Genomic DNA, 22,281 nt, shown 5'->3' on the forward strand with positions numbered 1-22,281 from the left:
GCATGTCGAAGAACATCTACAGCGCAACCGGTCTGGCCTTGCTGGCCGTCCTCTTCCTGGCCCTGACGATTCTCATCGGCGCGAGTTTGCGCGGTGTGCGGGTGGATTTGACCGAGCAGGGTCTCTACACACTGAGTCCGGGCACCATCAACCTGCTCGAGGATCTGCAAGAACCGGTCACGCTCGAGTTCTACTTCAGCGAGGAGGCCAGCTCCGACTTGCCGATGGTGCGCAACTTTGCCCGCCGCGTGCAGGAACTGCTCGACGAAATGGCCGATCAGGCCGGTGGCAATCTCGAGGTGGAGCGCATCGATCCCGAACCGTTTACCGAGGCCGAGGACCAGGCCGCCCGCTACGGGCTGGAGGCCGTGCCCGTCGGCAGCGGCGGCGAGGAACTCTACCTGGGCATTGTCGGCACCAACATGATCGACGGCCTGGAAGTGCTGCCATTCCTCTCTCCGGGGCGGGAATCCTTTCTCGAATACGAACTGGCGCGGATGATCTACCTGCTCGGACGGCCCGACAAGCCGCGGGTGGCCTTGCTCAGCGGCCTGGACATGGATGGCGGCGTCGACATGCAGACCGGCCAGCAGCGCGAGCCCTGGGCGGTGCTCGAGCAGATCGAGCAGATGTTCGACGTCGAGACCGTCGAGGTCGACGCCGATTCCCTGCCGGAAGCCACCGACGTACTGGTGCTGGTGCATCCGCAGGGTCTGCCCGAAGCGCTGCTCTCCGACATCGAGGGCTTTCTGGCCGGCGGCGGGCGGCTGCTCGCTTTCGTGGATCCTTTCGCCGAAACCGCAATGCCCGATAACCCCCAGGATCCGATGGCGGTGATGAGCATGGACCGCACGTCCAATCTCGAAACGCTGTTCGAGGCCTGGGGATTGGAGTTCAGCAGCGATCAGTTCGTTGCCGACGCCGGCCTGGCGCTGCAGGTCAACACCGGGCAAGGCGGTAGCCCCGTCCGCCATGCCGCCATTCTGGGCGTGACGCGCGAGTTCATGAATCGTGACGATGTCGTTACCGGCGAACTCGATGCGGTCAATCTTGCCAGTGCCGGCCGTCTCGACCTGAGCGAGGAAAGCCCGCTGTCGCTGGAGCCGTTGTTGACCTCGAGTGAACAGGCCGGCCTGATGGATGTCGGTCGTCTGGAAATGTTGTCCGATCCGTCCGAGTTGATGTCGGAAATGGGCGCCACTGGCGAGCGCTACACCCTGGCGGCACGACTCGACGGCGAGGTGCCGCGGGCCTTCGGCGATGACGAGGGAGATGGCTATTCGCTCAACGCCATCGTCGTGTCCGATGTCGATTTCCTGGCCGATCGCTACTGGGTGCAGCGCCAGCGGTTCTTCGGCACCAGCGTGCTCGATCCCTTTGCCGGCAACGGCGATTTCGTCGTCAACGCCATCGACAACCTGATCGGCAATGCCGACCTGATCAGCGTGCGCTCGCGCGCCACCTCGAGCCGGCCGTTTACCCTGGTCGATTCGCTGCGGCGCGAAGCCGAGCGCAACCTACGTACCACCGAGCAACGCCTGGAGTCGGAATTGGCCGAGACCGAGCGCCGCCTGGGTGAATTGCAGCAGGCGCGCGGTGATTCGGATCTTGCCATTCTGACCCCGGAGCAGGAAGCCGAGCTCGACCGCTTCATGGAACAGCGCCTGGAAATTCGGCGCCAGCTGCGCCAGGTGCGGCGCGAACTCGACCAGGACATCGAGGCGCTGGGTACACGCATCAAGATCATCAACATCGCTCTGGTGCCGGTCCTGGTCACCGCTTTCGCGCTGGCCGTGGCTTGGCGTCGGAGCCGCCGGCAGAAGGCCCGCCACAGGGGAGGGGACAGCGAATGATGAACGCTCGCATGCTCATCGTTCTGGCCCTGGCAACCGTCATCGTCCTGGCGCTGTCGATTGTCCTGGTCAACCGTTCCGGCGATGATCCGGAGACCGCAGCCGATCGCTTGCTGTTGCCCGAGCTGAAGGATCGCGTCAACGACATCGCCGCGCTCGACATCATTGGTGCCGACGGTGAAACAGTGGCGCAGTTGCGGCGCGACCGCGAGCGCTGGCGCTTGCGCGAAATGCACGATCATGAGGCCAGCTTCCGGCTCATCCACGATCTGCTGCGCGACCTGGTCGAGGCGCAGCGGCTGGAAGCCCGCACCGAGAATCCCGAATGGCATGCCCGCCTGGGCCTGGCCGATCCCGGTTCGGGCGAAGGCAGCGGCGTGGCCGTTCGTTTTCCGGGAGCGGCGTTCGACGGCGTCATCATCGGCAAGTCCGACCCGGCTGACATCGGGCGCTACGCTCGCATCGAGGGTGAGTCGCGCAGCTGGCTCACCGACCTGGACCCCGAACTGCCGACCGAAGCGATCGGCTGGCTGGAGACGGCCATCATGGACATTCCAGCGGCCGATATCGCTGCGGTCAGCATCCGCCATCCCGACGGACAGACGGTTGAACTCCGGCCGGCGGATGAAGCGGGTGAGACCTGGGTTTTGCTTGACGCGCCGGCCGAGCGCGAGGTCAAGCCGGCCTGGCAGTTGCGGCAGGCGGCTTCTGCGCTGGCGGCACTGGGCATGGAGGATGTCCGCCCGCACAAGCGCGTGCCCGACGATGCCGTGGAGGTGCGCTATCGGACCCGCGACGGCCTGGACTTCAATGCCTCGTTGTTCGCCGAAGATGACGCCCACTGGGTGCGTTTCACGGTCGCACCCGCGCCCAAGGAGGCTGACGAAGAAGACGAGCGATCGGCTCGGGATGAGGGCGAAGTGGGCGCAGATGATGATGAATCGGTTATCGATGCTGTCGCCGTGGACGGAAGGCTCTCGCCCTGGCAATACGCGATTTCGGAATCGCGTTTCGAACGCATGACCCATCGGCTCGAGGACCTGCTGGAACCGGGTGAAGGAGACTGATCAGGCGCTCGGTCGCGTCGGCTCCTGCGTCTGGCCCGGATCGAGCAGTTCGGAGTCGATTGCGGCAAAAAGGCCGGCCAGTTCCTCGAGAAACTCTCCCAGCGCCGAAGTCTTGCGCCAGGCCATGGCAATGGTCCGTTTCGGCCCCGGCTGCCGAAAGGGGCGGGTGACCAGATTATCGGTGTGGGCCACCGGCGGCTTGACGGCCAGCGTCGGCATCAGCGTGATGCCGGTATTGGCTGCCACCATCTGCCGCAAGGTTTCCATGCTCGTGGCGTGAAAGTCCAGCTTCTCCTGTGCGCCGGCCAGCTGACAGACTTCCAGGGCCTGATCGCGCAGGCAATGGCCATCCTCAAGCAGCAGCAGTTCCTGGTCCTGGAGATCGGTCATGTCGATGAACTCGCGGCGGGCGAGTGGGTGATGGTCCGGAACCGCCAGCACGAAAGGCTCTTCGAACAGGATCCGGCTGTGTAGCCACTCCTCGGATACAGGCAGGGCGAGCAGGCCGGCATCGAGCCGCCCCTGGCCGAGCATCTCGATCACGTCCTCGGTCTTTTCCTCGTAAAGGCGAAGCGTCAGGCGCGGAAAGGCCTTGCGGATGGCCGGCACGACGTGTGGCAGCAGGTAGGGGGCCAGGGTTGGAAAAATACCAATGCGAACCGTACCGCTATGCGGGTCACGCGATCGCCGGGCGATCGCCCGGATCGCTTCGACCTCGCCGAGCAATGTGCGCGCCCGGGCCACGATTTCCTCACCCACCGGCGTGAGCATGACCTGGCGCGGGTGGCGCTCGACCAATTGCACGTCCAGTTCGTCCTCGAGCTTGCGGATCTGCGTGCTCAGGGTCGGCTGGCTGACGTGACAGAGTTCGGCAGCACGCGAAAAATGTCGGACTTCGGCCAGGGCGAGCAGGTATTGCAGGGCGCGCAGGTTCATGCGCGGAATCATATCAATTAACTATGGCAGCGATTGAATCATTCAATTTGAAAACCAGCTTCTCCGACCCGATTTCATCCACTGTATGCAAAACATGCATACTAAATAAATTAATTGATGAAGTCTGAATGCAAAGGAGTTCCAATAACATGCTCACGATTGGCGACAAGTTCCCGAACTACAGCCTGAAAGCGACTGTAAGTACCGACATGGAGTCGGCCTTCACCGAGATCGACAACAACAGCTATGAAGGCAAGTGGCAGCTGGTGTTCTTCTATCCGAAGGATTTCACCTTTGTCTGCCCGACCGAGATCAAGGCCTTCAGTGACCTGGCCGATGAATTTGCAGATCGGGACTGCCAGGTACTCGCCGCCAGCACCGACACGGAGTTCGTCCACCTGGCCTGGCGCCAGCATCATGACGACCTGAAGGAACTCGCCATTCCGATGCTGGCCGACGTCAAGCGCGAGCTGAGCTCGGCTCTCGGAATCCTGCATCCGGAAGAGGGTGTCGCCACCCGGGCGACCTTCCTGGTCGATCCGCAGGGCATCATTCGCCATGTCTCGGTTACCGACATGAGCGTTGGTCGCAACCCGAAGGAAGTTCTTCGCATCCTCGACGCACTGCAGACCGATGAACTCTGCCCGTGCAACTGGCAGCCGGGCGAAGACGTTCTTCAGGCCGCTTGATCGGCTGCATCCGGCCAATCAAGTCATCCCGGAAAGCCGCGCCTCCCGCGCGGCTTATCCGGGATCTCCCCACCACACTGATTGATCCGAATCGAGTATTTTCATGAGCATTGACAACATCAAGCAGCAGATTCCCGACTACGCAAAGGATCTGCGCATTAACATCGGCAACGTGCTGGACCCGGAACGGGCCGAGGGCATGTCCGCCGAACAGATTTACGGCATCGCCCTGGCGACCGCCATCTCCAGCCGCAACCCGCAACTGATCGCGGCCGTGGAAGAAGAAGCCGCTTCGCATCTCAGTGATGCGTGGCTCACGGCCACCAAGGCTGCGGCCGCCATCATGGGGATGAACAACATCTACTACCGCTTTGTTCATCTGGCCTCGAACAAGGACTACGGCAGTATGCCGGCAGGCCTGCGCATGAGCGTCATCGGTCGGCCGGGTATCGACAAGGCCGACTTCGAGCTGATGTCATTGGCGGTTTCGGCCGTCAACGGCTGCGGCCAGTGCATCGACAGCCACGAGAAGGTGCTCAAGCAGGCCGGCGTGGGCAACGAGGTCATCCAGCATGCCGTTCGCATCGCCTCGGTGATCCACGCGGTGGCTACGGTATTTGATGCCGAACAGGCGACGGCCGGAATGCAGTCAGCCGCCTGAGGCGGGGACACCCGGACGACTATGTATTGTGCCCGGGGCCAGAGCCCCGGCTCTCCTTCAGGCCCTGCTGCCTTGCAGGGCCTGCTTTCTGATCAGTCCATCGCCTCGATTGCCTGTGGCTGCATGCGCTCATCCACGGCCACCATAACCAGATGACCCTCGATCGCCAGCTTCTGTGATCCCTCGAGCGGGTTCTCCAGCAGGATCTGGACTGCTACGTTCATGGACGTGCGGCCGATGTCCGAGATTTCGCCGACCAGCTCAACGATTGCTCCCTGGGGAATGGGTACTTTGAAGTCGACCCGGTCCATGGAAACGGTCACGACCTGGCAGCGGGCGAAGCGGGTGGCCGTCAGGAAGGCAACTTCGTCCATCCATTTCAGTGCCGTGCCACCGTAGAGCGTGGCAATCGGGTTGGTGTCCTGTGGGAACACCAGTTTGGTAATGCGCGTGCGCGCATGCTCTATGCGGCTCTGTCGATCGTTCATGCGCCCAGTATAGCCGGCGACTAGAACCTTTCCAGGGTTTCGCGCACGGCTGCCTCGATCGCCTCGCCGCGTTTGAGCAGGTCGCCGCCGACCAGCACGGCATGGTCGATGCCGAGCCGCTGCCGTGATTCGGGTGCTGCCTCCAGCGTCTTGCCGCCACCGAGACAGGGGAGGGTGGGCCGGAGTTGGCCGAGCGGTTCGGTCAGTGCCCGACAGACAGCCCGATCATCATCATGGGCCGAACTGATGCGCCCACCGCTGCCCGGGAAGATGCTGATGTCGGCTCCGGCGACGCGTAGCAGCTTACCCAGAAGGATCGGCGAAGCGATCCCCTGATCGACGGCCTCCGTGAAGGCGCCGGCCATCGCGGGATGTGCCAGCCACATCAGTTCGAATTCACGCGCCGCCGACGCTGCGGTCTCCAGCCCCATGACCCAGGGGCACATCACCACGCCTGCAAGACCCGCTTCCTTCACGGCCTCGAGTTGGCGCCGGAGGTGGTCACCGCTACCCGCAACATGGGGCAGGTAAAGACATCTTTTACCGGTATCTTCTTCCGCTAATTCAAGTTCTTGAGTGCAGATATTAATTCGATTTCTAAAGCTCTGAATCTCGCTTTCAACCAGGTTCTGGTCATCCTTGATCAGATCGCCGCCGCCGCGGGCGAAGCGCCCGGCGATCCCGGCCAGATGTTCCGGACTACTGCCGCGCGGTTTCAGTACGGTCATCAGCAATGGTCGGTCCCGAACGCCGATCTGTGTTCGAATACGCTCGATGCCGCCGAGCGGACCGGGCAGGGTATCGAGCAGTGCATCGGGCAGATGCAGATCGAGCAGGCGGATGCGGGGGTAGAAGCTGACGTTGCCGTAGAGCAGGTGGAGCAGCTGTCCGGCCTGGGCACTGGCCAGCTCGGCCGGGTAGCCGATCCGAAACGCCCAGCGCTCTTCGCCTTGCCGGCTGACCTCGAGCACTCGGCCGAGATAGCGCCAGCGAATTTGGTCGGGAATCAGCTCCGGGACGATCTCGAGGCTCTGTTCGCGGGCGATTTGTTCGGCCAGAATTTCCGGATCGCGATCCGGGCGGGTGGCTATGTACGTTGCTTCGATCAGGGGGTCGGACATGACGAGTTCGTGAAACCGCAGATGAACGCAGATTAACGCAGATTTCCTTGTCGAGACATTGCCGGACCCTATCCGGTGCCGTCGGGAGCATGCCGACCGGCTACAATTGGCGGCTTGGATTGCACGCTGAAAGCGGATGACATGAGCAAGCAGCAACGGGTGCTAACAGGAATCACGACCACGGGGACGCCGCACCTGGGCAATTACGTCGGTGCGATCAAGCCGGCGATTGCCGCCAGCCGCGACCCGAAGACCGATTCCTTCTACTTTCTCGCCGACTACCACGCCCTGGTCAAGTGCGAGGATCCGGAGCGTGTGCAGCAGTCCACGCTGGAGATCGCCGCGACCTGGCTGGCGCTGGGGCTGGATACTTCGCGCTCGATCTTCTACCGGCAATCGGACATCGACGAGATTCCGGAACTGACCTGGCTTCTGACCTGCGTGACCGCCAAGGGCCTGATGAACCGGGCGCACGCCTACAAGGCGGCCGTAGACGACAACGTCGAAGCCGGCGAGGACCCGGACTGGGGCATCACCATGGGACTGTTTTCCTACCCGGTGCTGATGGCTGCCGATATTCTGATGTTCAATGCCCACACCGTGCCGGTGGGCAAGGACCAGGTCCAGCACCTGGAGATGGCGCGCGATATCGCACAGCGCTTCAATCACCGCTACGGCGAGCATTTCGTACTGCCCAATGCCCAGGTTGACGAGCATGTTGCCACCCTGCCGGGCACCGATGGCCGCAAGATGTCGAAGAGCTACGACAACACCATCCCGCTGTGGCTGCCCGAGAAAAAGCTTCGCAAGGCCATAATGAAGATCAAGACCAACTCACAGGAGCCGGGTGAGCCCAAGGATCCTGATGGCGCATCCGTGTACGCGGTCTATGCCGCATTTGCCAGTGAACAGCAGCGTTCTGAAATGCGCCGGGCCTTTGCCGAAGGTATTGCCTGGGGCGAGGTCAAACAGCAGCTGTTCGAATTGATCAATGCCGAGCTCGAAGGTCCGCGTGAGCGTTACGAAGCGCTGATCAACGACCCGCTTCAGGTCGAGCGGGAGCTCCGGCAGGGTGCCGAGCGGGCACGCGAGATCAGCAGGCCCTTTATTGCCGAACTGCGCGAAGCAGTCGGCATTCGCGCGCTGGGATGAGTACGCCGGCTGTGATCTGGGATCCGCCGACGCTGCCGGTCAGGGACGGACGAAGCTTCCCGCTGCGCCATGTCTGGTGCGTGGGCCGCAACTACGCCGACCATGCGCGCGAGATGGGCATTGATCCCGATCGTTCGCCGCCGGTGTTCTTCTCCAAGCCGGCCCAGGCCATGATTCACGCCGATCGTGTGGTCTATCCGCCGGATACGGAGGAGTTGCACCACGAGGTCGAATTGGTGGTTTTCCTCGACGGTGGTGGCCGCAACCTTTCGGCGGAAGCGGCGGAGGCCGTGATCTTTGGCTATGCGGTTGGCATCGACCTGACGCGTCGCGACGTCCAGGCCCGCGCCAAAAAGGCCGGCCAGCCCTGGGAAATGAGCAAGGGTTTTGACCAGTCCGCACCGGTCGGTCTGGTCGTGCCCGCCCGTGACTGGCGGCCGGATACCGATGCTGCGATCTCCCTGGCTGTCGACGATCAGATGCGGCAGTCGGCCCGGCTGGGCGAGATGATCTGGACCGTCCCGGAACTGCTGGCCGAGCTTTCCAAAACGGTAACGCTCAATCCGGGCGATGCCGTATTCACCGGCACACCGGCCGGCGTGGCGGCACTGCGTCCCGGTCAGCGAGTCCGTGCTCACGTGGCAGGGTTGCCGCCACTCGCTCTAGAAATCGTTTCCGATTGATGTCGGGTTTCTTCCGCGTATTGACGAGAATGACCGACGGGCGCGCCTGATGTTTATTGATGCCCTGATCTTGCTGCCCGTCACCCTGTTCTTGCTCTGGCTATATGCCTATTCGGGCCCGAGTGAACTGCGCGGACGTGCCTGGTGGGTCGATCGCCTGCCAGCCCTGCTGGCGCTGGTCGTGTCGCTGGGTGTATTGGCCTGGTTGCACATAACGCTCGATGTCGACGGTCTTTATCGCAACATCGTGGCGGTGGTCAGCGCCTACCTGGTGCTGCTGGCCGGCCTGGGCCTGGCCTGGTTGATGCGCTGGCGTCGCGATCGGCGCTGATATACTCCGCCAGATTGGCTATTGCAGCACAGGGAGAACGCCGAGATGATGCCCGATGGTTCCCGTTCGGTCGAAACGCTGCTCAAGTTTCTGAAATTCGCCGGCATGGAAGGGCTGATCAATCCGGCCGTGGCGCGGGCGCGGCGTAACGCCGTGGAGCAGCTGGCCGCTGAACTGAGCGAGGAAGAACGCGAGGATGTCATGCGCATCGATGTCGATGAGCTGGCCTCGCGCTTTCACAAGCTGGAAGGCTCGAGTATTCGTATGGAAGCCTTGTCGCTTTATGCCGAGCGCTTTCGTATGGCCCTGGTCGACTTCCTGGCCTGGAGCGAAGATCCTGCCGGATTCCACAGTGTCGGCGGCGAGCAGCGGCGGGCTACGCCGCGCGGATCGCTCACGCCTGAGCAGGAAGTCGCCGAACGGATCACGCTGGAGTCGACGGAGAATCCATCGAATATCATTCCCATCCAGCTGCGTTCCGACGAGACGGTTTACGTCGCCAACCTGCCGTTGGATCTCAGTGCGGACGAGGCAGATCGTATCGCCCGGGTGGTGCGTGCTTTTGCTCAGGATAACGGTTCCGACGAGCCGGAAGGCGACGCATGAGTCGCCTGTTCATCATCGCCCTGATGGTGGTGTTCGGGGCGCTGGGTATCGGCTTGTGGTTGTATTTCGTCTTTGGCACCGGCGGGGGGCAGTTTCGTGAGGAACTGGTCCCCGAGCTGGTCGTTTTCTGCATCGAGGCCTTCTTCCTGGTCGGGCTGCTCGGCCTGATTCAGCGACACCTCGAGCATCGGCGGCGGAAACAGATGTGGCTGAGTCTGCGCGGCTCGTTTCGTGACCTGCTGTCGCAACTCGACATTGCCTTTCTCGCTCCCAATGCCGAACCGACATCCTCGCGCGAGCTCGAGCGCGACCCGCGGGTCATCGATCACCTTCTGGCGGAACTGGAACGAAAGCATCCCGATCTGGACAGCCTGGTGGCGCTCAAGCGCGAGGGAGACGAGTCGCTGTCGATGACACGCGATCTGGTGGCGGTGGCCGCCCAACTGTCGGCCACGCACATGAACTGGTGGATCGCCATTGTCGACAGTATCCGACGCCTGGCGGAGGCAACCGATCGACGCGCGATGGAAAAGGCCATCCACGAGATGCTGGTCAATATCCGGGAGTTCGACCGCCTGGAATTCTGATCCGTGGGCCGGTCTGATCAGAGAACAATACGGGGTGGCAAGCAGCCACCCCGAAGTCTCGTTCTGGTTGTAGGCAGACGAATCAACCGCCCTTGATTTCGATCCGCTTGCCGCTGGTTGTCTCGATGTCGTCGCGGCGCGGGATCGTCACCTCGAGCACGCCATTCTTCAGCTCAGCACCGATCTTGTCGGTGTCCGCGTCGACGGGCAGGGTGAGCATGCGCTCGTAGCGGCCGTAGCTGCGCTCGACGCGATGGAACCGGTCGTTGTCGGCGTCCTCGCTGCGACGCTCCTTGCGCGCGCGAATGACCAGGGCATCGTCGTCGACGCTCAGGTCGATATCATCGCGCTCTACGCCCGGCAGCTCGACCGACAGTCGATATTCCTTGTCGGATTCGAAAATATCGAGCTGGGGCTGCATCAGCGCACTGGAACCGTCAACCAGCGGACGGTCCATCGACCAGCCGACGTCACCGAAGAAGCTGTCGAACAGCTGATTCATCTGCTCGTGCATGCGGGTGATTGGATCGTTCTCCCGCGCCATCGAGCGGGTCGGCATGCGGCTGACCGGTTCCGAACCGGAACGGCGGAACCAGCGGGTTGGCGTGGTTAGATGGGTCATTGCCATACGAATCACCTCCTCAAACTATTGATAAAGAAAGTAAAACGAACAACAACGACTTTCGTCGGCGGGCACACCCGTGCCTGCATTGGCCAAAATAGGGACGCCACGATCGATTTCAAGGGGTTGTTGCTTCGAATCGATCGTGAAAGACGGCGTCGAGCAGATCGGCCACGGCCCAGGCCGACAGCGTGGTCAGACCGGTGACCGTGGCGTGTCCGGCATCGAAGGTCGTGGGCAGGCAGTCCCAGGCCGGAGGGGATTCCTGGTGACGGCATACGCGCGGCACGTTGGGGTTGAGCCGTGGCAGACTCAGTGCCAATTCCCCCGAGGCCGGATTATCGTCCGCGGTTGTGGCAGCCAGTTCCCACCAGTAGTTGGTGCCGGCGATACTGGTCTCGAGGGCCGCGTCGGCATGGTCTTCGCCGTGCCAGGTCATGTGAAGGCGCTCGATGGTGCCGGCATTGGTGACTTCGATCTCGACGGCCTGTGGGCCGGCGAAGCCGAGTGTAAACGTATCCGGGCCGGCGACCTCGGAGGCGTCCACGATCACGCCGCCATCGGTATTGGCAACCGCACCCTCGGCCGAACGCAGGCGGTGAATGGTGATCTGTCCGGTGTTGTGCAGACTGCGGCCGGGCTCCACCACAAGTCCGAAGCCATCGACGGCATCGTTCTCGGTATCCGAGCTCAGTAGTGCGCCCACTTCGATGGTCCCGCTATTCTGGTGGACGGCACCTTCTGGTCCGCTGAAGCGCAATCCCGGTGGCCGGGACAGGCGTGATCGCATGACGCCGGTATTGACGAGAACGGCATCGATTTCGAAGGGCATAGCGTAAGCGCTGGAGAACGAGGAAGTGGTCAGACCGCCGCGAAGATCGAAGACGCCGCCGTCCACGGCGATTGCGGCCTCGGTGATGGGGCCGGGGTCGGCAAAAAGCTGGACACTTGATCCGTTCTCGACAATCAGATCGTTGTCTACCACCAGCAAATGGGGTGCGCCGGAGCCGTAGAAGCCAGCGGGAACGACCGGCTGCAGAAAGCCGGAGACGACGTGCAGTTGGCCATGAATCACATTCCAGCCGCGCGCTTGGAGGGCGCCCCGAGCACCGCCGATGGCCGGCTCATCCAGCACGACGTTGGCCGTGATAGTGGCATTGCGTGGAAACAGACGGCCGTGCACCAGGACGGTGCCGGCCGATGCCAGATTGGCGCGCAGTGCTGGTTGACTGCCGATGCCACCGGACACTTCGCCCTGTCCCAGTAGCATGTAGCCGGTCTGTCGGACAGTCACTCCACCTTCGCCGATCGTCAGCGTCACGTCATCGACGGTGGTGACCAGCTGATGATCCTCGGGGTGTGGTGAGCTGCCATCGTCGATGCCCAGTTCCAGCGACCAGGCATCGGCAGCGGCGGCGACTTGCACTTCGACCGTGCCGCCAGGCGCGATGACGACTGCATCCGTAGCACCGGGAGTGTTGTTGTGCTGGTCGCAATTCCAATTGGCAGCGGTGTGCCAGCTGTTGTCGGTACCGCCGACCCAGTCACAATTGCCGGAAGCCTGACTAACTGCGTCGAGAGTGATGCACAGCAAGCCCGCTAGAGCGAGAAGAGGCAACGGTACGACTTTGCACTTGGGATTCATGGTGTTCTCCTATCGGTCACGATGTTCGGGATCTCGCAGCACTACGGCCAGACCAAGGGCTGCCACCACCGCAGTTCCGGCCAGCGAAGAGAGATAGATCAGAGTTTCAATCACGGCCATTCACCGATTGGTTTCACAATCGACAGTCACTAGTCGTGCGTCGATCTCGGCGACTCACTCGGCAATCAGGTCGAGATCTTCTATGCCGCTGTCCTGGCACCGATCACAGACAGCCTGAAGGCGGGCTGTCGTCAGGTTCGAACCGATCGGAGAAGATCGCTCCGTCGAGCGTCTGGTCACCTCGGGTTAAGTTGCCGGTGGCCTGGTTGAAGCGCCACTCGTTGCGAGTGTAGATGCCGCCGCCTTCATCGATAAACGGCTCGGTGTCATTCAGAAAGGCCAAACCGAAGCTCCCGCCCCAGGTGACATCAAGCGTGTCGACGTTGACCAGGTGCCACAGGCCCTCGGAATCGGTAACGCTGGAGTCACTCAGGCGCAGCAGGCCATCGAGGTTCAATGTGCCGGCTCCGGTGATGCAGTGTCCGGAGCCGCTATCGAGCAGCCGCAGTCGAAGTTCGGCGCCGGCTTCCAGTGTGAGCGTGCCCTCGCTGACCCGGGTGCGCTCGTTGCTGCCGTAGCCGCCGTAGGTGTTGTCGGCACTGGCCAGGATCAGCTCGCCGGCTCCGACCTTGTCCAGCGAAGAACCCAGGCCCGTGCCGGTGATGTTCTGGCTGATTACCAGGGTGCTGCCTGCCGTCACGCCGATGGCAGCGTCCGTGTCCAGGGACAGCGATGACGAGCCGTCGTGGAAGTTCGTTGCTTCGCCGGGGCGGTCGATCAGCAATGCACCCCCGCCGTTGACACCGTCGCCGTTGAGGCGCAGCAGTCCGGCACGGCAAACATAAGATGCGTGCGACTCCGTCCACTTCATCGTCGCGCCGGCAAGCACCGTATAGGGATTGTTGCTGTTGCCGCAGGCGGCCGAGTCGGTAAGTTCGAGAACGCCCTGCTCGATTCTGAACAGACCGCCGTACCCGGTAAAGTTCCAGCCCCCGGTGCCACCGTTGTAGCCGCCGAGCACGAGTTTGCCCTGGCCTTGTTTGCGATGGACCGTATTGTTGTTCGGCCAGGGGGCGGGGTTGAGCCGGGCGTTGATCGTCAGCGTTGCATTCTCGGCGATCTGCCACACCTGATCGCCGCCGAAGATGATCATCTCGGGTGGGTCGCCGCTTACGCCGCCGGCGCCGTCGATCACTTGGGAACCGGTCGCGACCAGAATGTCGACGGGCGCGCCGCCGTCGAGCCGCAGCGGATGGGTGGCGTCGAGTGTGATGGTGACCGGGTCGGTGGCATTGGCGTTGAATTCCAGTCCGTCTACCGTGCTGTCTGCCGAGAGTGATGGCGAAAGGTTTCCAGCCCCGGTGGCGTAAAAGATTGCCAGATCGGCGTCGCCGGGCGGCGTACCGCCGTCCCAGTTATCGCCGTTGTTCCAGTCGCCGTCGGTACTGCCGTTCCAGACCACGGGTTCGGCCAACAACGGAATGGATCCGAGCGCCGTCAGTGCCAGCAGTAGCCTCAGCAACCACTGGATCGTTCTGCAAGGATTCAGCTTCATGTCTGAGCCTCCCATATCACTCGCTTCAGACGAGGGTGGCTTCAGACTGACGAGGGGCGGAGCCGCTTGCTTTTCGGCAACCTTATTTTTTCTTCAAGATTGCCGAGTCGGCGGCGTTTGGGTGGTTTCGCAGGCGGGTGAAGGGGGCAGGGACTGACGCCAGTTTGGCCCACGCAGCTGCTGTAGGGCGCGGGTGGCCCGGCGACAATCCTCGGGGTCGGTGGCGGTTCGGTAAAGATGCCGGGCGGCGGGGAAATACCGCATGGCCCATCGTTCGGCGGCCGGGGCAAGGCGGGCGAGGGCGGGGTGGGCGCCGTCGGCAAGATGCAATGCCTCGGCGACCTCGATGATCAGTTCGGCATGTTCGAGCAGGCCGGGATCGAGCGCATCCGTCAGTTCGCCAATGACCGGCGTGATGTCGTCAAGTTCGTTGCTGGAGATCCGCACCCGCAAGTGAAGGGCCTGCAGGCTTTCGAGGTAGCCACGGTCACCATGGTCGGCGGCCAGCGGTTCGAGTTGGCGCAGCAGGGCCCGGGCGTGTTCCGGCTCGCCACGGTCCAGCGCCAGACGAATGCGCTCGACCAGGCAGGTAATCCGGCCGGGTGCGTTCTCCAGCCGGGCCCAGGTCTTCTCTGCCTGTTCGTAATGATTTGCAGCACCCTGAAAGTCACCGCGGGCATGCAGGGCGCGGCCGAGAAGCAGAGCCGCCCGGGCCGTGCTGGCCGCCTCATTGCGTGAACGCGCCAGCGTCAGCGCCTCCAGCGCCAGCTCGCGGGAACGGTCGTAGCGGCCGCGGTAGCTGGCGACCTGAGCCAGATGGGCCAGCGTGCGCCCGATTCCGCGTTCGTTGCCGGTTTCCCGGAATGCCGCCAGGATCTGCTCCAGCATCCGCTCGCCCTCTCCGAGGCGCCCCTGGTCCAGAGCGATCTGGGCCATGATGGTGCGCGTATTGGCAGCCTGGTCGGGCAGGCCCAGTTCCAGACGAATGCCATGGGCGCCTTCGAGATAGTCCAGCGCTACTTCGTGATTGCCCTGGTCGAAATGCGAATTGCCGATGTTGTGCATCACGCGCGCTTCCTGAATGCGATTGCCCTGGCGGCGATAGATGGCCAGTGCCTGCAGGGCGTAATCCCGGCCGCGGTCGAAATCGGCCCGAGAGAAGGCCACCATCCCGAGATTGCCCAGTGCTGAAGCGACACCGCCAATCATGCCGTGTGATTCGAATCGTTCCCGGGCTTCGTTGTAGAGGCTTTCGGCGCGGTTCAGATTCCCTGCGTACCACTCCATATTGCCCAGGGTCGAGCGGATGGCGGCGGCCAGCCAGGGATCGTCCAGCGCAACCTCGAACAGCGTCTGCAGCTGTTCCCGGGAAGCCTCCATGTCGCCGGCATAGCGCAGGGTAATGCTTAGGTGATAGCGAGCCCAGTGTGCATCGGGTGCTTCGCGCAGGATGTATTCGTACAGCTCCTGTGCCTCGTCCAGTTCGCCCTTCTGGCGATGGTAATAGGCACGGGCATAGGCCTCGTCGAGAAACGGGTTGCCAAGTCCCAGGGCCCCGGCGGGGGACCGCAGTGGGGCGTCCAGCCGTTCGGCCAGCATGCCGGCCATCGCCAGCGACATGGAGGCCGGGCCGGTCCCGGCCAGTTCGAGCGGCGGCGTTGACTGGTCGGTCAGGTTGACCAGCACCAGGCGCAGGCCGTCCGGGTCGGACACCAGGCGAGGTGCGTAGACCTGCTCGATTCCAGCCCTTCTGGCAGCTGCCGTGACGGTATCGACTGCTTCGCCCGCTGCCTGCTCGACCTGGTCCAGTTGTCCGGGTGAAACCACGTCGATTCCCCGCCGCCTCAGCTGTTCGCTCATGACAGCGGCCCCACCGGCGCCAATCCAGTCCAGCTCGGCCCTTCCGGTGGCATTTTCAAACGGCAACAGGGCAATGCGGGGCGGGAGACTCGAGGCGGTCTGCCAGACCTGCCACCAGACGACCAGTCCGGCGACCAGGAGCAGCATTGGGAGGGCGATGCGCCAATTGGCAATCGGGAACCGTGCGAGCGGATGGCCCGGATCATGCGTCGGTGTAACCGGGGCATCCAGTCGATAGCCGACACCGCGAAGTGTGGTCAACGCATCGGGCAGGTCACCCGGATCACGCAGCAGTGATCTGAGCTTGTGAATGGCCTGGGATACGACGGCATCGCTGGCCACCGTCCGGCCCCAGACCTGTTCGAGCAATTCGTCCTGAGCAATGGCGCGTCCCTGGTAACGGACCATGTAGAGGAGCAGGTCGAATACCTTGGGCTCGACCCGCAAATCGGTATCGCCGGCACGAATGCGCCGGGCAGCGGCATCGACCTCCAGGCGGCCGATCGAGAATTGGCTGCAGCCGATCACGTTTCTGACCCCACCATTTAGCGGACAGCTTCAAATCATACTGAAGACAGCCCATCGCTGCATGGCGGTTGATTCACGCGAATTCGGCGAATGGTCGGGCAGGATTCAGCCCTTGCCGCGAGTACGCGTCTTGTTCTTCTCGGCGTTTTTTTCCATGAAGCTGATGATCAGGCCGGCGACGTCCTTGCCGGTTGCCGTCTCGATGCCTTCCAGGCCGGGCGAGGAGTTGACCTCCATCACCAGCGGGCCGTGATTGGACCTCAGCAGGTCCACGCCGGCCACGTTCAGGCCCATGATCTTGGCCGCACGCACGGCCGTGGAGCGTTCCTCGGGGGTAATCTTTATCAAGCTGGCCGAGCCGCCCCGGTGCAGGTTGGAACGGAATTCGCCGGGCTGGGCCTGGCGTTTGATGGCAGCCACAACCTTGCCGCCGACCACGAAGCAGCGGATGTCGGCACCGCCGGCTTCCTTGATGTATTCCTGCACCATGATCGAGACGTTGAGGCCCATGAAGGCTTCAAGCACCGACTCGGCCGCCTTTTTCGTCTCGCACAGCACGACGCCTATGCCCTGGGTGCCTTCGAGCAGCTTGACCACCAGGGGCGCGCCGCCGACCATCTGGATCAGGTCCCCGATGTCCTTGGTGGCGTAGGCGAATCCCGTTACCGGAAGGCCGATGCCCTTGCGGGCGAGCAATTGGAGCGAGCGCAGCTTGTCACGTGAGCGGGTGACCGCCACCGACTCGTTGAGTGGAAAGGTGCCCATCATCTCGAACTGGCGCAGCACCGCCGTGCCGTAAAAGGTGACTGATGCACCGATTCGCGGGATGACGGCGTCGAAGGGATCGATCGGATCGCCCCGGAAGTGGATTGTCGGCCGGTGTGAGGCGATGTTCATGTAGCAGCGCAGGGTGTCGACCACCTGGACATCGTGACCGCGCTCCTTGGCGGCCTCGACCAGACGGCGAGTGGAGTAGATGCGGCGGCTGCGGGAGAGGATGGCGATACGCATGGTCGACGAACCCCTGAATATGCGAATGAATTATTCGAATGAAGCTTACAGGCGCGGCTTGCCCTGCAGAAACGTGCGTGCCGGGTAAACCAGCGCATGATTTTCCATGGCTGTTCGTCCCAACAACATACGATAGCGCATTTTCTCACGATTGGTCAGGGTGATGTCCACGTCCCAGCGCGAATGCCCGATGACCACCGGCGTGCGGATGGTCAGGCGTTCTTCCAGTTCACCGGAAGTGTTCCGGACCCGTCGAATCCGTCTGACTTCGGCTTCACAGCGCTGCCAGCGAGTGGCCTCGTGGCGGCCGATGGGAACGTGGAAGATGGCAAAAGAAACGCCATCGCGTTCGACTTGCTCGATATCGCTGGCATGCATTGCGCACGATTTTGCGCCGGTATCGACCCGCGCCCGCAACTGACTGATCCCCAGATCCGGCAGCGCGACCCACTCGCAGGCGCCGATGATCATGTTGGGAGGGCTCTGACCTTTCACGAGCCTGCTTCCCGGCATACCAGAAAAGTTTCACGCCAAGGCGCAAAGGCGCCAAGTTCGCCAAGAAAAGCAAATTCTAAAGCAACTTGGACAGTGCAGCTTGATATCACTGTACTGGCACTTGCGGCAGTGGACTTTGTTCCTTTCTTCACTTGGCGTCCTTTGCGCCTTTGCGCCTTGGCGTGAGACCGTCGGGCGTCAAAGAGCGGCACCCATCGATCGACTATTCCGCTTTCGACAAGTCGGCGATCATGGCCTTGAGGAAGCGTGCTGCCTCGCCGCCGGTGCAGGCGCGGTGGTCGAAGGTCAGTGACAGCGGGATCATGCGATGCACTTCGATTCCGCCGAGTACCGGCACGACCTCGTGACGCAGTACGCCGGCGGCTACGATCGACACGCAGGGCGGGTTGATGATCGGCGTGGCGTAGCGCCCGGCGAAAACCCCGAAATTGGACAGCATGATGGTGTAGTCCTTGAGGTCTTCGGGCGGAATGCTGCGATTCTTGACGTTTTCCTTCAGGCGGTTGATCTCGCCGCGGATATCCTCGCGTGAGCCCTTGTGTACGTCCTTGAGGCGGGCGACGAACAGGCCGTCTTCGGTGTCGACTGCCATGCCCACATCCATGCCCTTGTGGACCATGCGCATGTTCTGCTCGTCGTCGTACCAGGCGTTGAGGCCCGGCACGGCCTTCGCGCCGGCGGCCAGGGCACGCAGCAAACGGAAGGTAACGTCTTCGCCGTGGCGCCAGGCATGGATGTCGGCATCGTCCATCAGAGTGGTCGGCACCACGCGCTTGTGCGACTCGCTCATGGCGCGCGCCATGGTTCGTCGCGTGCCGCGCAAGGGTTCCCATTCTCCGCTGGCCTGTTCGGGCGAGGGCTGTGGTCGCGGCCCGCTTTCGGCCGGACGTTGCGGCCGGCTTTCTTCGCGCTCTTCGCGGCGTGGTTCGGCGCGCTCGCTGCGCGGCCTGGCCTGGGCGGTGCCTTCTTCGGCGGCCTTGCGCACGTCGCCGGCGGTCACGACGCCATCGGCGCCGGTCGGCTCGACCTGCGAGAGGTCAACCTTGTGCTTGCGTGCCAGGGCGCGTACCGCCGGAGTGACCTTGACGCCGCCGACGGTCGAAGTACGTTCCTTCAGGACTTCGCCGCCGGATTGCATCTTGCCGACCACGGTGCCGGAGTCCTCGCGTTCTTCCTCGTTTGCCGCTTCGGACTTATCCGCCGACTCCGCGGCCGCTTCGGATTCCTTCGAGTCCGACTCCGCGGCGGCTTCGGTCGCCGGCGGTTCGCTCTGCGTGGATTCTTCGGTACTGGCGTCGCCGTCGACCTCGAATTCGGCCAGCGGTGCGCCGGTCTTGATCACGTCGCCGGGGCCACCATGAAACTTGCTGACCTTGCCGGCGAAGGGGCTGGGCACTTCGACGACGGCCTTGGCCGTTTCCATTGACACCAGCGGCTGATCGACCTCGACGGTGTCACCCTCGGAGACGAGCCACTCGACGATCTCGGCATCCGGCAGGCCTTCGCCGAGATCAGGCAGATTGAAAACCTTCATGAAACCTCCAGAACTTCACGCGCCGCGTCGACGATGCGCCGGACGCTGGGCATATATTTCATTTCATTGCGATACAGGGGCATGACTACATCGTAGCCGCAAACGCGCTTGACCGGCGCGTGCAGATGCCAGACACCGGTGTCGGCCAGGCCGGCAGCGATCTCGCTGGCGACGCCGCAGTGCTTCGGGGCCTCCTGCACGATCACGCAGCGGCCAGTGCGCTCGACCGACTCGATGATGGTCTCCATGTCGATCGGGCTGACCGTGGCCACGTCGATGACCTCCACGCTCAGGCCCTGCTCTTCGAGCTGATCGGCGGCTTCCAGGGTTTCCTTGACCATGGCGCCCCAGGTGACCAGGGTGATGTCGTTGCCGTCGCGCAGGGTGTAGCAGACATCCAGCGGCAGTTCCTCGCCGTCGTCGGCCACCTCTTCCTTCTGCCAGCGGTAGATGCGCTTGGGCTCCATGAAGATGACCGGATCCGGGTCGCGGATCGCGGCCAGCATCAGGCCGTAGGCACGCGAGGGCGAGGAGGGGATGACCACGCGTATGCCCGGCATGTGGGCAAACAGCGCCTCGGGGCTTTCGGAATGATGCTCTGGGGCGTGGATGCCCCCGCCGGAAGGAAAGCGCAGCACCATCGGGCAGCTCAGCCGGCCCCGGGTGCGGTTTCGCATGCGCCCGGCGTGGCACATGATGTGGTCGACCATCGGCATGGTGAATCCGCAGAACTGGGCTTCGGCGACCGGCTTGAGTCCTTGTGCGGCCATACCGACGGCCATGCCGGCGATCATTACTTCGGCCAGGGGGGTGTCGATCACGCGCTCGTCGCCGAACTTCTGGTGTAGGCCGGCGGTCGCGCGGAACACACCGCCGTTGACGCCGACGTCCTCACCCAGCACGACCACTGCGGGGTCTTCTTCCATCGCCCTGGCCAGCGCCGTGGTGACGCCATCGATCAGATGCATCTCGGCCATCAGTGATGTCCTCCCTCGTCGTAGTTCTGGGCGTACTCGCGCTGCTCGGCCAGGTCGTGGGGCAGTTCCTTGTACATGTAGTCGAACATGGCAGTGATCGGCTGTGGGTCGTTTTCGATCATGTCGAGATACTCGTCGGCCGCTTGCTGGACCCATTGCTTGCATTCGCCCAGCAAGGCTTCCTCGCGCTCATCGTCCCAGGCGCCCTGGTCGATGAGGTAGGCCTTGAGGCGCTTGATCGGCTCACGGTCCCAGGCTTCCTCGACTTCGTCGCTGGGACGGTAGCGACGCGCGTCATCGGCGGTGGTGTGGTCGCTCAGGCGATAGGTGATCATCTCGATGACGAATGCGCCCTTGCCCTGGCGGGCGGCCTTGACGGCCTTGTCCATGGCCCACAGGCAGGCAATCAGGTCATTGCCGTCGACCTGGATGCTGGGCAGGCCGCCAGCGATCCCTTTTTGAGCCAGGGTGGCGGCCTGGTTCTGCTTGGATCGGGGCACGGAAATGGCCCACTGATTGTTGACGATCACCAGCACCAGCGGCAGCTTCCAGGCGCTGCCGGCGTTGATCGCTTCGAGAAAGTCACCCTTGGACGAGCCACCGTCGCCGACTACCGACACGGCCACCCGCTCTTCCTTCTTGAGCTTGAAGGCCATGGCCGCTCCGGCAGCATGCAGGCACTGGGTTGCGATCGGCACGCACCAGGCAAAGTCGTGTTTGGGGCCGCTGAAGTCGCTGCCGCGCTCGTCACCGCCCCAGTACAGCAGCACATCAGACATCTTCACGCCACGGTAGAACTGTGCGCCGTACTCGCGGTACATCGGGGCAAAGCAATCCTCCTCGTTCATCGATGCGCCGATGGCGACGTGGGCCGCCTCGTGACCGAGGCTGGATGCGTAGGTGCCGAGCTTGCCGGTTCGCTGAAGCGCAACGGATTTTTTGTCGAAGGTGCGGGTGAGCACCATCAGCTTGTAAAGCTCGGTCAGCCGATCAAAGTCCCGGGCCAGCGCCGGCACCTGCTGGTCTTCGACCAGCTTTCCGTCGGGCTGGAGGAACTGGAAATAGTCCACCTTGAAGGCGGCGGCCGTGTGCGCCATGTCGACTCCTCTCTTTGTGATTCTCCGGAATTCGGGCCAGCCGGGCGGCTGCTCCGAAGCGGGGCCGTATTATAAGCGCTTGTGCCTGTCGGGAGGAAATTGCGGCCGCCAGGCCCGACTGGCCGAAATGTCGTAAGGCATATCCAAAGCCAACGGGATCGTCCTGGGTGGCCGCAGCGGCTTGAAACCCCGTCGGCCAGCGTCCATCTAGTCCGGTTCAGACTACGCCGTCCGAGCCGACCATGATCAATCTCCTTGAACGTTTTTCGCTCGCCCACACGCAGGTCACTCGCCTGAATGCCGATCTGTCCGAGATCGTTCCGCCGCAGCAGAATTTCAGCGCCAAGGTCGAGCTCAAGCTCACGCCGCGTGAAATGCATTTCGAAGGGGAGCTGCCGCAGTACCAGGTGACCGCGCGCATGTTATGCAAGGGCAGCCGGGACGGCGACACCTCCGAAAAACCGTTGTTCACGGTCGAACTGGTGCTGCAGGCGGTCTACACCCAGTTCCAGGGCGAGCCGATCGATTTCGAAACCTTCCAGGCCAATCATGGCAGTCTGACACGCCAGCTCTATCCGCTCATCCATCACCAGCTCCAGCCCGTGTTCAAGCAGTTCGGACTTGACCAGGTCAAGCTGCCCTACGATCTGGCCGGAAATGAGCCGGAACAGGGCACACAGCGGCAAGTGCATTAGTCGGTTG

22 protein-coding genes are annotated in these 22,281 nt (G+C 62.9%); 10 read left to right on the forward strand and 12 right to left on the reverse strand.

Going from position 1 to position 22,281, the window contains the following annotated elements; genetic code table 11:
• The first annotated feature begins 2 nt into the window (after positions 1-2).
• Entirely contained in the window at positions 3-1,853 is a 1,851-nt protein-coding gene (locus G4Y73_RS05775) for a Gldg family protein (protein WP_164230356.1), read from the forward strand.
• Entirely contained in the window at positions 1,850-2,920 is a 1,071-nt protein-coding gene (locus G4Y73_RS05780; RefSeq protein ID WP_164230358.1) for a DUF4340 domain-containing protein, read from the forward strand. The genes G4Y73_RS05775 and G4Y73_RS05780 overlap by 4 nt, the downstream gene beginning before the upstream one ends.
• Here G4Y73_RS05780 and G4Y73_RS05785 read toward each other — a convergent pair whose 3' ends face one another.
• Positions 2,921-3,856, reverse strand: a complete 936-nt coding sequence (locus G4Y73_RS05785; RefSeq protein ID WP_164230360.1) for a LysR substrate-binding domain-containing protein — start codon at positions 3,854-3,856, stop codon at positions 2,921-2,923. It lies immediately after the preceding gene.
• 149 nt (positions 3,857-4,005) lie between these two features.
• On the opposite strand from G4Y73_RS05785, the gene G4Y73_RS05790 reads away from it, so the two are divergent.
• Together G4Y73_RS05790 and G4Y73_RS05795 are read left to right on the forward strand one after the other, a co-directional pair.
• Entirely contained in the window at positions 4,006-4,545 is a 540-nt protein-coding gene (locus G4Y73_RS05790; RefSeq protein ID WP_164230362.1) for a peroxiredoxin, read from the forward strand.
• A gap of 103 nt (positions 4,546-4,648) precedes the next feature.
• Positions 4,649-5,206 (forward strand): carboxymuconolactone decarboxylase family protein, encoded by a 558-nt coding sequence (locus G4Y73_RS05795; RefSeq protein ID WP_164230364.1) that lies wholly within the window; start codon positions 4,649-4,651, stop codon positions 5,204-5,206.
• A gap of 92 nt (positions 5,207-5,298) precedes the next feature.
• On the opposite strand, the gene G4Y73_RS05800 is transcribed toward G4Y73_RS05795, so the two are convergent.
• The gene (locus G4Y73_RS05800; RefSeq protein ID WP_164230366.1) at positions 5,299-5,694 is read right to left on the reverse strand and encodes an acyl-CoA thioesterase; all 396 of its coding nucleotides are present in this window, start codon (positions 5,692-5,694) and stop codon (positions 5,299-5,301) included.
• A gap of 20 nt (positions 5,695-5,714) precedes the next feature.
• Positions 5,715-6,815, reverse strand: a complete 1,101-nt coding sequence (locus tag G4Y73_RS05805) for a RuBisCO large subunit C-terminal-like domain-containing protein (RefSeq protein ID WP_164230368.1) — start codon at positions 6,813-6,815, stop codon at positions 5,715-5,717.
• Between the two features lie 141 nt (positions 6,816-6,956).
• On the opposite strand from G4Y73_RS05805, the gene G4Y73_RS05810 reads away from it, so the two are divergent.
• Genes G4Y73_RS05810 through G4Y73_RS05830 form a run of 5 tightly spaced genes read left to right on the forward strand, consistent with a single transcriptional unit; the run spans position 6,957 to position 10,174 of the window.
• Positions 6,957-7,967: a tryptophan--tRNA ligase gene (locus G4Y73_RS05810; RefSeq protein ID WP_164230370.1), complete on the forward strand. Its 1,011-nt coding sequence runs from the start codon at positions 6,957-6,959 to the stop codon at positions 7,965-7,967.
• A complete protein-coding gene (locus tag G4Y73_RS05815; protein ID WP_164230373.1) occupies positions 7,964-8,650 on the forward strand; it encodes a fumarylacetoacetate hydrolase family protein in 687 nt (228 codons plus the stop codon). The genes G4Y73_RS05810 and G4Y73_RS05815 overlap by 4 nt, the downstream gene beginning before the upstream one ends.
• 49 nt (positions 8,651-8,699) lie before the next feature.
• Positions 8,700-8,981: a hypothetical protein gene (locus tag G4Y73_RS05820; RefSeq protein ID WP_164230375.1), complete on the forward strand. Its 282-nt coding sequence runs from the start codon at positions 8,700-8,702 to the stop codon at positions 8,979-8,981.
• A 45-nt stretch (positions 8,982-9,026) separates the two neighbouring features.
• The gene (locus G4Y73_RS05825; RefSeq protein WP_164230377.1) at positions 9,027-9,587 is read left to right on the forward strand and encodes a hypothetical protein; all 561 of its coding nucleotides are present in this window, start codon (positions 9,027-9,029) and stop codon (positions 9,585-9,587) included.
• Positions 9,584-10,174, forward strand: coding sequence for a hypothetical protein (locus G4Y73_RS05830; RefSeq protein ID WP_164230379.1), 591 nt, complete (start codon positions 9,584-9,586; stop codon positions 10,172-10,174). The genes G4Y73_RS05825 and G4Y73_RS05830 overlap by 4 nt, the downstream gene beginning before the upstream one ends.
• 82 nt (positions 10,175-10,256) lie before the next feature.
• Here the strand turns inward: G4Y73_RS05830 and G4Y73_RS05835 are convergent, their stop codons facing one another.
• The 9 genes from G4Y73_RS05835 to pdhA all read right to left on the reverse strand — a co-directional run bounded on the left by G4Y73_RS05835 (position 10,257) and on the right by pdhA (position 21,579).
• Positions 10,257-10,802 (reverse strand): Hsp20/alpha crystallin family protein, encoded by a 546-nt coding sequence (locus G4Y73_RS05835; RefSeq protein ID WP_164230381.1) that lies wholly within the window; start codon positions 10,800-10,802, stop codon positions 10,257-10,259.
• 112 nt (positions 10,803-10,914) lie between these two features.
• The gene (locus G4Y73_RS05840) at positions 10,915-12,441 is read right to left on the reverse strand and encodes a hypothetical protein (protein WP_164230382.1); all 1,527 of its coding nucleotides are present in this window, start codon (positions 12,439-12,441) and stop codon (positions 10,915-10,917) included.
• 223 nt (positions 12,442-12,664) lie between these two features.
• Positions 12,665-14,056, reverse strand: a complete 1,392-nt coding sequence (locus tag G4Y73_RS05845; protein ID WP_164230384.1) for a hypothetical protein — start codon at positions 14,054-14,056, stop codon at positions 12,665-12,667.
• A gap of 93 nt (positions 14,057-14,149) precedes the next feature.
• Positions 14,150-16,444, reverse strand: coding sequence for a tetratricopeptide repeat protein (locus G4Y73_RS05850; protein WP_164230387.1), 2,295 nt, complete (start codon positions 16,442-16,444; stop codon positions 14,150-14,152).
• A 105-nt stretch (positions 16,445-16,549) separates the two neighbouring features.
• On the reverse strand, positions 16,550-17,455 hold the full coding sequence (gene rimK, locus G4Y73_RS05855) for a 30S ribosomal protein S6--L-glutamate ligase (protein WP_164230389.1): 906 nt from the start codon (positions 17,453-17,455) through the stop codon (positions 16,550-16,552).
• 45 nt (positions 17,456-17,500) lie between these two features.
• Complete coding sequence (locus G4Y73_RS05860; protein WP_205596490.1) at positions 17,501-17,950, reverse strand: RimK/LysX family protein; 450 nt, start codon at positions 17,948-17,950, stop codon at positions 17,501-17,503.
• A gap of 223 nt (positions 17,951-18,173) precedes the next feature.
• A complete protein-coding gene (locus G4Y73_RS05865) occupies positions 18,174-19,505 on the reverse strand; it encodes a dihydrolipoamide acetyltransferase family protein (RefSeq protein ID WP_164230391.1) in 1,332 nt (443 codons plus the stop codon).
• Positions 19,502-20,482: an alpha-ketoacid dehydrogenase subunit beta gene (locus G4Y73_RS05870; protein ID WP_164230393.1), complete on the reverse strand. Its 981-nt coding sequence runs from the start codon at positions 20,480-20,482 to the stop codon at positions 19,502-19,504. Before G4Y73_RS05870 ends, G4Y73_RS05865 begins: the two co-directional genes overlap by 4 nt.
• Positions 20,482-21,579 carry a pyruvate dehydrogenase (acetyl-transferring) E1 component subunit alpha gene (pdhA, locus tag G4Y73_RS05875; RefSeq protein WP_164230395.1) on the reverse strand — a complete coding sequence of 366 codons (1,098 nt, stop codon included), beginning with the start codon at positions 21,577-21,579 and terminating at the stop codon, positions 20,482-20,484. Before pdhA ends, G4Y73_RS05870 begins: the two co-directional genes overlap by 1 nt.
• Positions 21,580-21,821: 242 nt before the next feature.
• Between pdhA and G4Y73_RS05880 the strand changes: the two genes are divergently transcribed.
• A complete protein-coding gene (locus tag G4Y73_RS05880; protein WP_164230397.1) occupies positions 21,822-22,274 on the forward strand; it encodes a hypothetical protein in 453 nt (150 codons plus the stop codon).
• Positions 22,275-22,281 lie beyond the last annotated feature (7 nt).

The sequence above is a fragment of the Wenzhouxiangella sp. XN201 genome, from assembly GCF_011008905.1.
GTDB lineage: Bacteria > Pseudomonadota > Gammaproteobacteria > Xanthomonadales > Wenzhouxiangellaceae > Wenzhouxiangella.

Bases quoted from the DNA above. Each gene is read 5' to 3' on its own strand.
- G4Y73_RS05775 (WP_164230356.1), top strand. From the start codon at position 3: ATGTCGAAGAACATCTACAGCGCAACCGGTCTGGCCTTGCTGGCCGTC.
- G4Y73_RS05780 (WP_164230358.1), top strand. From the start codon at position 1,850: ATGATGAACGCTCGCATGCTCATCGTTCTGGCCCTGGCAACCGTCATC.
- G4Y73_RS05785 (WP_164230360.1), bottom strand. From the start codon at position 3,856: ATGAACCTGCGCGCCCTGCAATACCTGCTCGCCCTGGCCGAAGTCCGA.
- G4Y73_RS05790 (WP_164230362.1), top strand. From the start codon at position 4,006: ATGCTCACGATTGGCGACAAGTTCCCGAACTACAGCCTGAAAGCGACT.
- G4Y73_RS05795 (WP_164230364.1), top strand. From the start codon at position 4,649: ATGAGCATTGACAACATCAAGCAGCAGATTCCCGACTACGCAAAGGAT.
- G4Y73_RS05800 (WP_164230366.1), bottom strand. From the start codon at position 5,694: ATGAACGATCGACAGAGCCGCATAGAGCATGCGCGCACGCGCATTACC.
- G4Y73_RS05805 (WP_164230368.1), bottom strand. From the start codon at position 6,815: ATGTCCGACCCCCTGATCGAAGCAACGTACATAGCCACCCGCCCGGAT.
- G4Y73_RS05810 (WP_164230370.1), top strand. From the start codon at position 6,957: ATGAGCAAGCAGCAACGGGTGCTAACAGGAATCACGACCACGGGGACG.
- G4Y73_RS05815 (WP_164230373.1), top strand. From the start codon at position 7,964: ATGAGTACGCCGGCTGTGATCTGGGATCCGCCGACGCTGCCGGTCAGG.
- G4Y73_RS05820 (WP_164230375.1), top strand. From the start codon at position 8,700: ATGTTTATTGATGCCCTGATCTTGCTGCCCGTCACCCTGTTCTTGCTC.
- G4Y73_RS05825 (WP_164230377.1), top strand. From the start codon at position 9,027: ATGATGCCCGATGGTTCCCGTTCGGTCGAAACGCTGCTCAAGTTTCTG.
- G4Y73_RS05830 (WP_164230379.1), top strand. From the start codon at position 9,584: ATGAGTCGCCTGTTCATCATCGCCCTGATGGTGGTGTTCGGGGCGCTG.
- G4Y73_RS05835 (WP_164230381.1), bottom strand. From the start codon at position 10,802: ATGGCAATGACCCATCTAACCACGCCAACCCGCTGGTTCCGCCGTTCC.
- G4Y73_RS05840 (WP_164230382.1), bottom strand. From the start codon at position 12,441: ATGAATCCCAAGTGCAAAGTCGTACCGTTGCCTCTTCTCGCTCTAGCG.
- G4Y73_RS05845 (WP_164230384.1), bottom strand. From the start codon at position 14,056: ATGAAGCTGAATCCTTGCAGAACGATCCAGTGGTTGCTGAGGCTACTG.
- rimK (WP_164230389.1), bottom strand. From the start codon at position 17,455: ATGCGTATCGCCATCCTCTCCCGCAGCCGCCGCATCTACTCCACTCGC.
- G4Y73_RS05865 (WP_164230391.1), bottom strand. From the start codon at position 19,505: ATGAAGGTTTTCAATCTGCCTGATCTCGGCGAAGGCCTGCCGGATGCC.
- G4Y73_RS05870 (WP_164230393.1), bottom strand. From the start codon at position 20,482: ATGGCCGAGATGCATCTGATCGATGGCGTCACCACGGCGCTGGCCAGG.
- pdhA (WP_164230395.1), bottom strand. From the start codon at position 21,579: ATGGCGCACACGGCCGCCGCCTTCAAGGTGGACTATTTCCAGTTCCTC.
- G4Y73_RS05880 (WP_164230397.1), top strand. From the start codon at position 21,822: ATGATCAATCTCCTTGAACGTTTTTCGCTCGCCCACACGCAGGTCACT.